Source organism: Bacillus sp. ES1-5, from assembly GCF_022487605.1.
GTDB classification, from domain to species: domain Bacteria; phylum Bacillota; class Bacilli; order Bacillales; family Bacillaceae_G; genus Bacillus_A; species Bacillus_A wiedmannii.
Map to the genome: position 1 here is coordinate 629,917 of NZ_JAKVPU010000001.1, position 13,004 is coordinate 642,920.

Genomic DNA, 13,004 nt, shown 5'->3' on the forward strand with positions numbered 1-13,004 from the left:
ATTAATAGTGGTGGTTTTCATTTAATAACTGTTTTGGCTGTTTACTCTCTATTAAAACCAGCGCTCAGTTACAACTTTTTTACGTGTATAGAATTGAACGCCATCTGTACCATTTGTACCTAAATCACCAAAGAAGGAAGCTTTATTTCCTGCAAATGCGAAGAATGCCATTGGTGCTGGAACGTTTACGTTTACACCGATCATACCAGCATCGATATTATCACGGAACGTTTGTGCATGTTTACCATTTGACGTATAAATAACCGCACCATTTGCAAATTTAGATTGATTTGTCAGTTTAATACCTTCTTCTAAATCTTTAACTCTTACAATGCTTAATACTGGAGCAAAAATCTCATCTTGCCAAATTTTCATTTCTTGATTTACACCATCAAAAATTGTCGCACCTACAAAGTAACCTTCTCCAACTTCTTCCTTAATTTTGCGGCCATCAACTAATAAAGTTGCTCCATCTGCTACACCGCTATTAATATAGCCTAATACGCGCTCTTTATGAGATTCACGAATTAATGGTCCAACATAATTATCTTCGTGGAAACCGTCACCTACTTTTAACTTCTTCGTCTCTGCTACTAGTACGTCAATGAATTCATCAGCAATTTCATCCACTACTGCTACTACTGAACATGCCATGCAGCGCTCTCCACTACTTGCGAATGCAGATCCAATTACACCTTGCACTGTTTTCTCAAGATTGCAATCTGGCATTACAATCGCATGGTTTTTTGCACCAGCTAACGCTTGTACACGTTTCCCGTGTTTCGTACCTGTTTCATACACGTAACGAGCTACTGGCTCAGAGCCAACGAACGAAACAGCTTGAATATCTTTACTTTCTAAAATGCTATTTACAACATCTTTTCCGCCTTGTACTAAATTTAATACCCCTTTTGGAAAACCAGCTTCATAGAATAACTCTACAAGTCGCTCTGCTAAAAGTGGCGTTCTTTCCGATGTTTTTAATACGAACGTATTACCGCAAGCAATTGCAAGTGGGAACATCCATAATGGAATCATCATTGGGAAGTTAAACGGTGTAATACCAGCAACAACTCCAATTGGGTAGCGCCAAATCGATCCATCAATGCCGCTAGCAATATTCGGAAGAGCTTGTCCCATCATTAAATTTGGTGCTGATGTTGCAAGTTCTACCGCTTCAATCCCTCGCTGCACTTCACCAGTTGCATCCGTTAAAGTTTTACCATTTTCTAGCGTAATGATTTTTGCAAGCTCTTCTTTATTTTCTTGTAAAAGCTGTAAATATTTATACAATTGTCGTGAACGATTCGGAACTGGTACTTTAGACCATGTTTCGTATGCTGCTTTTGCCGCTTCAACAGCTTTTTCAACATCTTCTTTCGGAGATAGCGGAACGTAAGCGATAATTTTTCCAGTCGCCGGATTCGGAACTGCTTCTACTTCTGTACCAGTAGATTCTACCCACTCACCATTAATATGATTTTTTACTCGTTTAATTTCAGTTGTAATCATTATATTCTCTCCTTTTTTATGATGTATATAAGTCTATTATTTTTGGTTAGAAATTAACTGTTCACTAACTTTCTTATATAAAGCAGCCATATCGTTTTCACCATATCCTGCCTCACTTGCTTCTTCATATACGTTTAATAGCATTTCGCTTACTGGTAAGTGAAGTTCGCTTTCTTTCGCTAAATCTACTGCAAATCCTAAATCTTTCTTTAATAAATTCACAGTAAAGCCTGGATCGTAGTTTTCAGTTGCAATGAAACTTTTATAATTACGCTCATAAATTCTACTTTGACCGTAACTCACATTTAAAATATCAAACATTTTATCTAAATCCATATTATTCTTTTTTGCTAATGTTAAAGCTTCACTCACACCAGCTGTATAAAAACCAATTAATAGGTTATTAATTAATTTAACTGTTGTGCCACTATCGATCTGCTCACTAACATGGAAAACATTCGCGCCTAGTACGCCCATGATAGATTCCGTTTTCTCATATACTTCTTTCGATCCACCAACCATAAACGTTAATGTACGGTTTTCGGCTCCAATTACCCCACCGCTAACTGGTGCTGCTAAAAAGTCTACTTTCTTTTCCTTTGCAGCTTCCTCTAACTGTTTGTTTAATTGTGGAGATACAGTACTTGTATCAATTAAAACTACATTCGAGTGGCTATTTTCAAACAATCCTTCTTCCCCAAAATACACCGCTTCAACAGCGCGAGGTGAAGGTAAACTTGTAAAAATCACATCGCATGTTTCTGCTAGTTTTGAGATTGATAAGCCAATAATTCCTCCTTCATTTTCAAAGGAAGCTTCAGCCTCTTTATTTAAATCCACACCGTATACTGTGTAACTTGATTTAACTAAATTTTTAGACATCGGAAGACCCATGTTACCTAAACCGATAAAGCCAATCTTTTTCATATCGCTTTCCTCCTATTTACACAATATACTTTCCGCGATTTATAATAGCTTTCGCAATTTCTCTCTTTTTCGTAAACACGTTCGTGTATAAAGGCACTAATAATTGACGAATTTCAGCTAAAATTACGTGTCTATCTTGTTCTTCTGTGACAGCCGCTGAAAGTATAGAAATCGCTGCTTCTTCTACTTTACGATAGCCTTCTTCACAAATAACGTCAGTTATCATTTGTTTCGTACGCTCTTTCTCTTCACCATTTTTACTAATTGCTTTCCTCGTACGTAAAAATGTTGATTCCATGACGTACACGTCCGTTAACATATTTGATAATACACGTGAATATTCTTGTTCTTGGTCAATTTTTAACCCTGGAGTTTTAGAGAGCGTTTTCAAAGATTGTTTCAACAATTGTTTCGCTAATAAAATGTAACGATGGTTTCTTTCAACGTTTGCTACATCAATCTCTACTTTAGTATCTTCAATTTGTTCCATTTGCTTCATTAACATTTTAGCAACTGTTAATCTATTAATTTCATTCGTTCCTTCGAAAATACGACTAATTCTAGCATCACGATATAATCGTTCTACCTCGTACTCTTGCATATAACCGTAACCACCATGAATTTGTACAGCTTCATCTACGATATGACCAAGTGTTTCAGAAGCATTTATTTTATTAAGTGCACATTCAATTGCAAATTGAGACATTTTCTTCATAAGATCCTCATCACTCTCATGGATTGCTTCATCAATTACACCTGCTGTACGGTAGGCTGCACTTTCTGCTCCATATGTAGCAATGATCATATTTGCAATTTTCTCTTGAATCATCGTAAAATCTACTAATTCCGTTTGGAACTGCTTTCGCTCTTTTCCATATTGTACCGACAGACCAATTGCTTGTTTTGCTGTTCCAATATTTCCAAAAGCCAGCTTTAGTCTAGCGAAGTTAAGAATATTAAGAGCTACGTGATGCCCTTTTCCAACTTCCCCTAAAATATTTTCAGCAGGGATTACAACATCTTCTAAAATTAGGGTAGCCGTTGAAGAACCTTTAATCCCCATTTTCTTTTCTTCTAGTCCAATGGATACACCTTCACATGTTCTTTCGACAATAAACGCTGTCATTCCTTTATTTGTCTTCGCAAAAACAACGTATACATCTGCCATATGAGCATTTGTAATCCACTGCTTCTCACCATTTAACTTCCAAGCAGTACCATCTTCATTTAATACTGCACTCGTTTTTGCACTTAAAGCATCAGAACCAGCATTTGGCTCAGTTAAAGCATAAGCCCCAATCCATTCTCCAGACGCAATTTTCGGCAAATATTTTTCTTTTTGTTCTTTCGTTCCGTAATATATGTAAGGCAACGTACCTACACCAGCGTGTATATTAAAGGAAACGCTAAATGCACCAGCATATCCCATTTTTTCTGCTACAAGCCCTGAAACTGCCTTTCCTAACTCAAATCCGCCGTACTCTTCTGGGACTTCGATACTTAATAATCCAAGTTCTCCAGCTTTCTCAAATAATTGACGAGAAACTTTATAATTATGTTGTTCAATATTCTCCATTTGTGGAACAATTTCTTGTTTAACAAATTGTTCTGTCGTTTTTGCAATTAAATCTTCATCTCCTGAAAAATCTTCTGGCGTAAAGAAAGCATGATTCACATCTTTATTAAGTGAAAAAAATTCATCCCACGGTAATTTCGTTTTCTCCATCTGAATCCCCCTATCATTTCGGCCTTACTTGCTACTACGTATGCTCGTCTACGATGAGTGGAATTTCTTATTTTTGAAAACAGAAGGCGATGAATTTTCACATCAAGCAGTTCGTTTTGCCAAAGATGTATTCTCATCGCCTTAGTTGTTTTATCTATTGATCCTCTGATAATACTGTTTTTGCAATTCCAGTATCTAATTCTTCAAAGTCATGATATGAAATTGTTTCATATAACTCACTTCTCGTTTGCATACTTGAAAGTGCATCTTTTTGAGAACCTGTTTCCTTAATTAAAGTAAACACATTCTCATATGCTTTCGCTGCAACACGAAGTGAAGTTACAGGATAAATAACCATTTGGAAGCCCATATTTGCAAATTCCTCTGCACTATAATACGGCGTTTTCCCGAACTCAGTCATATTCGCAAGTAAAGGCGCATTTACTTTACTATTAAATAGACGGAACTCTTCTTCTGATTGAAGCGCTTCAGGGAATATCGCATCTGCACCTGCTTTTACATAGGCGTTCGCTCTTTCAATCGCTTCATCTAAGCCTTCTACACCGCGAGCATCTGTACGTGCCACAATATATAAACTTGGTGCAACTTCTTTAATCGCTTTAATCTTTTGAACTAATTCTTCTGTAGTAACGAGTTTCTTACCATTTAAATGTCCACATTTCTTCGGTAATTGTTGATCTTCAATTTGAACAGCCGCAACTTTTGCTTCCACCATTTCTACTGCTGTTCTCGCTACGTTTAATACACCGCCAAATCCTGTATCAATATCAACAAGAACTGGTAAATCTGTAGCTCTTACTAGATCTCTTGCTCTTTCTGCTACTTCAGTAGACGTCACGATTCCTAAATCTGGTAGACCTTTACTTGCAGTATAAGCAGCTCCCGATAAATATAAAGCTGAAAAACCTGTATTTTTCGCAACAAGAGCAGCCATTGCATCATGAGCACCTGGAATTTGCAAAATCCCATTTGCTTCTACTAAAGCTCGGAAGCGATTCGCAAGCTCCTCTTGTGTTGACTGTTTATTCACAACCCAAGCCATTCTAAATTCCCCCTATTATTAATTTAAGAATAGATCTACAAATTCGTTTACATTCATATTTTCTAGTTTTTCTTCATTTAGACAAACTTCATGAATTTGTTCTTGTTGCTTACTAGAATAATGACCTGCCATATTTGCAGTGAATTTTTGAACAACTTTTGGAATTGCTTCGTCTCTACGGAAACGGTGACCAAGTGGATATTCACATTCCACATTTTCTGTTACAGTGCCATCCTTGAAATGAACTTGAACAGCGTTGGCGATTGAGCGCTTGTTCGGGTCAAGGTAATCTAAACTGTACTGTTTGTTTTCAACAACAACCATCTTATTACGTAATTCATCTACACGTGGATCATTTGCTACTACATCCTCATAATCATCCGCAACGATATCTCCTTTTAATAAACCGATTGCCGTAATGTATTGTAAGCAATGATCACGATCAGCTGGGTTATTTAATGGACCTTCTTTATCGATAATACGAATTGCTGATTCATGAGTTGTAATTGTAATACGATCAATTTCATCTAATCTTTCTTTAATTTCTGGATATAATTTCACAGCACACTCTGCAGCTGTTTGTGCATGGAATTCTGCTGGATATGAAACTTTAAATAATACATTTTCCATTACATAAGACTCTAATGGTCTTGCTAACTTTAATTCTTGTTTATTGAATAATACATCTTGGAATCCCCAGCCTGGTGCAGATAATGCTGTTGGATATCCCATTTCACCTTTTAGAGCAGTCATTGCAAGATGAACACCGCGGCTTGTTGCATCACCTGCTGCCCATGATTTACGTGAGCCTGTATTTGGTGCATGACGATATGTACGAAGACTAGAATTATCAATCCATGCATGTGATAATGCATTAAAGATTTCTTCACGTGTTCCGCCAAGCATTTTTGCAACTACAGCAGTTGTTGCTACTTTTACGTATAATACGTGGTCAAGACCAACGCGGTTTAAGCTATTTTCTAAAGCAAGTACACCTTGAATTTCATGTGCTTTAATCATCATTTCTAATACTTCACGTACTTTTAATGGTTCTTTTCCTTCTGAGATACGAACACGGCTAATATAATCTGCAACTGCTAAAATTCCGCCTAAGTTATCAGATGGATGTCCCCACTCTGCTGCAAGCCAAGTATCGTTATAGTCTAACCAACGGATCATACATCCGATATTAAATGCACCTTTCACTGGATCAAGCACATATGACGTACCTGGTACACGTGTACCATTTGGCACGATTGTTCCTGGTACAACTGGTCCTAGTAATTTCGTACACTCTGGATATTGTAGTGCTAAAATTCCGCATCCAAGTGTATCAAGTAATACGTAGCGAGCAGTACTGAATGCTTCTGCGCTAGTTACCTCTTTATTTAATACATAATCCGCAATTTCTTCTAATAATGCATCTTTTTGTTTAATTTCATTTGTTTTAATCATACTATTCTTCCCTTTCTGTCGAAAATTCGTTATTATTAATGATGGGTGTCGGTCAAACACCCATCTAGCGGGCGGCGCTAACAACTCCCCAGTTGTTCTTATTTACTAAGTACATGTCGCTCGCCAACATAATTTACACGTGGACGGAACAATCGATTGTTCGCATGTTGCTCAATTACGTGCGCACATAGTCCCACTGTTCTAGAGCTAAAGAAGATTGGTGTGTAAAGTTGAATTGGAATACCAAGCATCCAATATACTGGAGCTGCATAATAATCAAGGTTCGGATAAATTCCTTTTTCCTTCTCCATAATCTTTTCTCCAGCTTCACACATTTCATATAGTGTATAATCACCTTTTACATCACATAACTGCTTTAAAGCTTCCTTCATCATCAGTGCTCTTGGATCCATCTTCTTCATGTACACACGATGTCCAAAGCCCATAATTTTTTCTTTGTTATATAATTTCTTCTGTAACAACTCTTCAAACTTCTCAACATTACCAGCTTCTAACAGCATGTACATAACCGCTTCGTTCGCACCACCGTGTAAGCTACCTTTTAAAGATGCAACTGCACCTGTTAAAGCACCATATAAGTCCGATTGCGTTGATGCAATAACGCGCGCTGTAAATGTAGAGTTTGGCATTTCATGTTCACTATATAAAACAAGGGAACGATCAAAGATCTTCTCCTCAAGTTCAGTTGGTTTTTTACCTGTTAACATATAGAAGAAATTCGCGCTATATGATAATTCTTGAAGAGGCTGGATTGGCTCTTCATTATTTAAAATATGATAGCTATTCGCTACAATGTTTGGTACTTTGCTCAATAATTTGTACCCGCGGCTTTTGTTTACTTCTAACGAGCGGTTTTCGATATCATTATCATAACCAGCTAATGCGGACACACCTGTACGCAATCCATCCATCGGGTGCGTTTCTTTCGGTAATGCCTTTAATACGTTGAATACACCTTCTGGTACCGCGTATTCTTCTTTTAATTTCTTTTCAATTTGTGCTTTTTCATCCTCATTCGGTAGATGTTCTTCCAATAAAAGGTGCACAATATCTAAATACTCTTTTGTTTTTGAGAGTTCGATTAAATCATACCCTTGAATTACAATTTCACCTTTCACTGTGTCAAGAAACGAAATTTTCGTCTCCGCTGCCACTATACCATCTAATCCCGGGGAAAATTTTTCTTCAGCTTTCATCATTATTTCCTCCAATCCTAATAGATCTTCGTGCACATAACTGTAAGCCTTTACAATACTGTGAAACTACATTTCTATTTCAATGTATCAGAGTTTTTAGAAGATTTCAATTTATTTTATAATGATAAGTTTCCTATACTTTTACCGATGTAACAATACAATTTTTCAAAAATAATTTTCACATTTTATAAAGAAAGGACTGACTTCTTTATGCGTCTTATTAAAACAAAATATAAGGATGACTCAGAAAATCCTACAGAATATATCATTCAACCAATTTTTTTAAGAAAATAAAAAAAACGAGCTGTACACATATACAACTCGTTTTTACATGATATTTATTTCACTATCTCATCAATATAATTCTTATATAAAACTTATTTATTTTTAAAAAAGTTATTATTTCACATAATTAAATTGAATTTCTTCCGTTTCCTCATAGTAACATTTAACTAAATGATAGTTTTTAAAGTACCAAAGATTATAAACATCTCCCAAAATAGAATGACTTCTTTCTCAACTGACACGATTTCCCCATCTGATTTCTCAGAAACTATCCCTAAAGAATAGTCCGGCTGAATTGAACTATTATTATGTTATCCTTTAACCATTTTAAATCGTTAAGTTCAATTGAAATTTTCATCTTTGTTACTCCCGTTTACGCAAATTCTTTTTTACCTAATCGCTGTTTTACAAAAATGACAAAAATAATGAAAGCGATTAGTCCTGAAATTGCACTACCTGCAAATAAAATACGGTAACCAAACATTTGCGAAACAACTCCAAGTAAAATCGCACCAAGTCCAATCCCTAAATCAAATGCAGTAAAGAATGAAGCGTTAGCAACTCCTCTTTTACTCGGGTCAACAATTGTAATCATCGATGCTTGCAATGCCGGCTGTGCTGAACCGAATCCAACACCGTATAATGCAGCGGCGATAACTACCCCCATTAAACTATTTGAAAGTGTTAATACAACTATTGCGATAATAGTAATGCATAGTGCTGGGAATATGATAAATACTTCTCCATACTTATCTAATAGTTTTCCTGAAATTGGTCGTACAATTGTTAAAGCAACTGCATATACAAGAAAGAATGTACCAGGATTCACATGAATTGACGATGCAAATAGCGGTAAAAACGTCGTAATGCCTCCATATGCAAATGATAAAAAGAAAACAACAATTGTAATGGATAGAACCGATTTTTCAAACAACTGCATTTTTCCTTTTTCTTTTTTTGGTGTGAATGGCATTCTCGTCATGAACGATAATAGGACTGCCATAAAGGATAAAAGAGTTGCCAACAAGAATAGGCCGTGAAATGAATAATTTTGTACAACCCATAATCCAATCATTGGGCCGATCGCCATTGCAATTGTCATAGCCATCCCGTACCAACCCATACCTTCACCACGGCGTGAATCTGGAATAATATCAGTTATCGCTGTTCCAACAGCTGTTGTAGAAACAGCCCATGTCACCCCGTGAATAACACGTAAAACAGCTAAAAGAACAATAGTCGATGCTAAATTATAAGAATACATCGTTATCCCAAAAAAGACGAGTCCGAAAATAATAAAAGATCTTCTCCCATATTGATCTAACATTCCTCCGATAATCGGTCGTATTACAACTGCTGCTATTGTAAACATTCCCATCATAAGTCCAACTTGTGATTCATTGCCACCAATCTCTTTAATAAAGAGCGGGAGCGTTGGAACTAGTAAATAAAATCCTGTAAATAAAAATAACATTGCGAAAGTCATTTGAATAAATGATTTCGTCCATAATCGTTCCATTAAAATTCCTCCATAAATACGTATGTTCTTGCCATTAACACCTCCATTTTACATTTTCTTGGTCCCTTTTTCCTCCGTAAATAGACGTAACTTTTTATAATACATGGTCCACCATCAATATAAATTGGTCTTACAACTTTATACGTATACATTAGCCTAAAGTCCTATCTATATGTACCTTTATACGCGTGAATAGAATATACTACTTTATTATCACAACTTAGGAGTGATTATTTTATGTGGGTATCTTCAAGAGTGACAGTCGTCGTTCCTTCGACCCCCGAAATACACGTTCCAGCCGTACATACGGCTAGCTCCGATGTAGGAATTGAACTTCCCACAACTTGGCAACAATATCAAATTCCCGGTCAAGTTACCCCATCATTTTGGCATCATGGCACACATCCAAGTAGTACCACCTTTCATAGCCAAAGTTATCCTCCACTACCTCAGGCTCAAGTTTTTTATCATTTCCCTTCTATTTATTTCCAAAATTTCTACGGTACTTTTAACATTTAAATTCATCCTTGCATAGCTGATGCATTTTAACGAAAATAATACTTCAAATAAAAAATTATGTAGTAATTTCAAATAACAACTATTTAATCCTAAAAACTGCTTACTATAGACTTTTCTGTAGGAAATCAATAATCAACATTTTAATTTAAACGATAAAAAAGCACTTAAGATTGTAATTTTTACAAATCTTAAGTGCTTTTTTGTACTTTTTATTAACTTCTCTTATTGTCCATTATTGACAGGGGCTTCTCCTGCATTCCCGCCAGTATCTGGCTGTGTGGTCGCTGGAGGTGTTGTATTTCCTTGGCCTCCTCCATTATTCGCTGGAGGTGTCGTATTTCCTTGGCCTCCTCCGTTATTCGCTGGAGGTGTCGTATTTCCTTGGCCTCCTCCATTATTCGCTGGAGGTGTTGTATTTCCTTGGCCTCCTCCGTTATTTGCTGGAGGTGTTGTATTTCCTTGGCCTCCTCCGTTATTTGCTGGAGGTGTCGTTCCTTGGCCATTTCCATTATTTTGTTCATTTTGTTTCTTCTCTTCTTCTTGTTTCTTTTGCTCTTCTAGTTTCTTTTGTTCTTCTTGCTTCTTCAGTTCCTCTTGTTGCTTTTGTTCTTCTTGTTTTTTAAGCTCTTCTTGTTTCTTTAATTCTTCTTTGTTTTTCTCTTCTTCAGTTTTTTGCTGTTGATCTTGTTTTGGTTGTTCCGTTGTATCCGGTACGCTCGTATTTGGTGAAGAATCACGTTTTTCACCTTTTATACGTAGCTCACTACCTTCTTGAATAACACTACTTGGCATTTTAAAGCGTGATTTGTCAGTAGCAAAATCTCTCATCATTTCTTTAAAGATCAACTGTGCAATTTTCGTATTTTTACTACTAATATACTCGTCTTTACCATCTTTCATATATCCAGTCCATACCGCCATCGTATATTGCGGCGTATAACCTGCAAACCAACTATCACGAGTTGCACTTTCTGGAATATTAAATTTCGCTAATTGTTTTGAATCATAGTTTGTTGTACCCGTTTTACCAGCTACATCTAAAGAACTAATATTTGCCGCTGTACCAGTACCTGATGTCACTACTGAGCGAAGCATATCAGTAATCATATATGCTGTAGAATCAGCTATAACTTGTTTTGGTTTTTGTCCAAAACTTTGTGATTTGCCGTCTGGATAAACTACTTTCTTAACAAAATGCGGTTTCGTATACTTTCCACCATTACCAAATGTCGCATAAGCACCCGCTATTTCTGTTGGTGATACTTCGTTTGTACCAATAGCTGTAGATTCTGCCGGCGCTTTATTAAATGTAATACCTAATTTCTCAGAGAATTCCTTTGATTTATTAAGTCCTACTTCTTTTGCAGTTTTAACTGCTGGAACGTTACGTGACATTTTTAACGCTTCACGCATAGTAATTGGGCCTAAATGACTTCTGTCCGCATTTCGAAGTTCTTGTCCAGTTGAATATTTAAATGGAGAATCATCAATTTGATGATACGTAGCCCATTTTAAGTATTCAATTGCAGGACCGTAATCAAAGATTGGCTTCATAGTTGAACCAGCTGCACGATCTAATTCAATTGCCATATTATGCCCTTTAAATACTGCTTTATTTTCACCGCGCCCACTACCTATAGCACGAACCTCACCTGTTTTCGTATCCATAAATGTGAAAGCACCTTGGAATTTATCATTTGGATAATTAATAATATTAGTATCTAATATCCTGTCGGCAGCCTTTTGTGCTTCTATGTCTAAAGTTGTATAAATTTCTAAACCGTCAGAACCAATATTAGCATCTGGCAATTCCTTTTCAACTTCTTTCACAACCGCATCCATAAATGCAGGGTATGGCATTGCTTGTACAGTTGCAGTTTTAAGTCCATCTGTTACTTTAACTTTCGAAGCTTCTTCCATTTCTGCTTTCGTAATATAACCATGTCGATTCATTAATTTTAGTACAACATCTCTTCTTTCTGTTGCTCTTTGAATATTTTCTGTTTTCGTCGGATCATAGTTATTCGGTGCTTTTGGTAAACCTGCAAGCATCGCAACTTCTGGTAATGTTAACTCTTTCAATTCTTTACCATAGTAGTTCTGTGCTGCTGTTGCGATTCCATATGAACGGTTTCCTAAATTAATTTTATTTAAATACATTTCTAAAATTTCATGTTTTGAATACTGTTGTTCTAGCTTATACGCTAAATATATTTCCTGAACCTTACGTTTTGATGTTTTTTCCATCGATAAGAAGTAGTTTTTAATAACCTGCTGCGTTATCGTACTTCCACCCTGTGAACCGTAATCTCCTTTAAGGCTCACCAACACAGCACGGGCAGTACCTTTGAAGTCTACGCCGCTATGCTCATAAAAACGTGCATCTTCTGTTGCTAAAAATGCATTTTCTACTAATTTAGGAATTTGATCATACGTAACATTCGTCCGTTTTTCTTTTCCATATTCATAAACCAAATCGCCATTTTTATCATAAATTTTTGAGGATAACGGATTAACAAGTTTTGCTTTCTCAAGTTTTGGTGCATCCTTAATCATTACGAAGAAGGTAGCAACCCCTGCCACTAAACCAACAATACCAAGTAATAAACAAGTAATTAAAAACTTACGAAAGAACGATGTTTTCCCTTTTGGTTTTTGTGTTTTAGAAGCTGGCTGTTTTTTCTTTTTAACTTGTCGTCGCTCCTCTCGAGAACGATAATTTTCTGACATGTTACTTTCTCCTGCCTTTCAATTCTCCCGTTGATTTACTTAAAAATATTG

The 13,004-nt window shown here is 36.3% G+C and carries 9 protein-coding genes and 1 pseudogene; 1 reads left to right on the top strand and 9 read right to left on the bottom strand.

Annotation, left to right across the window (positions count from 1 at the left end; genetic code table 11):
* Positions 1-51: 51 nt before the first annotated feature.
* From MKO96_RS03290 to MKO96_RS03325, 8 genes and pseudogenes are all read right to left on the bottom strand, one after another.
* Positions 52-1,512 carry a CoA-acylating methylmalonate-semialdehyde dehydrogenase gene (locus tag MKO96_RS03290; RefSeq protein WP_016134425.1) on the bottom strand — a complete coding sequence of 487 codons (1,461 nt, stop codon included), beginning with the start codon at positions 1,510-1,512 and terminating at the stop codon, positions 52-54.
* 36 nt (positions 1,513-1,548) lie between these two features.
* Positions 1,549-2,439, bottom strand: coding sequence for an NAD(P)-dependent oxidoreductase (locus MKO96_RS03295; protein WP_000719430.1), 891 nt, complete (start codon positions 2,437-2,439; stop codon positions 1,549-1,551).
* A gap of 16 nt (positions 2,440-2,455) precedes the next feature.
* Entirely contained in the window at positions 2,456-4,165 is a 1,710-nt protein-coding gene (locus tag MKO96_RS03300) for an acyl-CoA dehydrogenase family protein (RefSeq protein ID WP_240586660.1), read from the bottom strand.
* A 154-nt stretch (positions 4,166-4,319) separates the two neighbouring features.
* The gene (gene prpB, locus MKO96_RS03305) at positions 4,320-5,228 is read right to left on the bottom strand and encodes a methylisocitrate lyase (RefSeq protein WP_097857151.1); all 909 of its coding nucleotides are present in this window, start codon (positions 5,226-5,228) and stop codon (positions 4,320-4,322) included.
* 18 nt (positions 5,229-5,246) lie between these two features.
* Positions 5,247-6,683 carry a 2-methylcitrate dehydratase gene (gene prpD, locus MKO96_RS03310; RefSeq protein ID WP_137051701.1) on the bottom strand — a complete coding sequence of 479 codons (1,437 nt, stop codon included), beginning with the start codon at positions 6,681-6,683 and terminating at the stop codon, positions 5,247-5,249.
* 98 nt (positions 6,684-6,781) lie between these two features.
* Positions 6,782-7,903, bottom strand: a complete 1,122-nt coding sequence (mmgD, locus tag MKO96_RS03315; RefSeq protein ID WP_140386743.1) for a citrate synthase — start codon at positions 7,901-7,903, stop codon at positions 6,782-6,784.
* A 396-nt stretch (positions 7,904-8,299) separates the two neighbouring features.
* Positions 8,300-8,490: pseudogene (locus tag MKO96_RS03320) on the bottom strand (hypothetical protein); the annotation flags it as partial.
* A 68-nt stretch (positions 8,491-8,558) separates the two neighbouring features.
* On the bottom strand, positions 8,559-9,704 hold the full coding sequence (locus MKO96_RS03325; RefSeq protein WP_240586661.1) for an MFS transporter: 1,146 nt from the start codon (positions 9,702-9,704) through the stop codon (positions 8,559-8,561).
* Between the two features lie 237 nt (positions 9,705-9,941).
* Between MKO96_RS03325 and MKO96_RS03330 the strand changes: the two genes are divergently transcribed.
* Positions 9,942-10,223 carry a hypothetical protein gene (locus MKO96_RS03330; protein WP_098112212.1) on the top strand — a complete coding sequence of 94 codons (282 nt, stop codon included), beginning with the start codon at positions 9,942-9,944 and terminating at the stop codon, positions 10,221-10,223.
* Positions 10,224-10,445: 222 nt separating this feature from the next.
* Here MKO96_RS03330 and MKO96_RS03335 read toward each other — a convergent pair whose 3' ends face one another.
* Positions 10,446-12,953 (bottom strand): PBP1A family penicillin-binding protein, encoded by a 2,508-nt coding sequence (locus MKO96_RS03335; protein WP_240586662.1) that lies wholly within the window; start codon positions 12,951-12,953, stop codon positions 10,446-10,448.
* Positions 12,954-13,004: the final 51 nt, after the last annotated feature.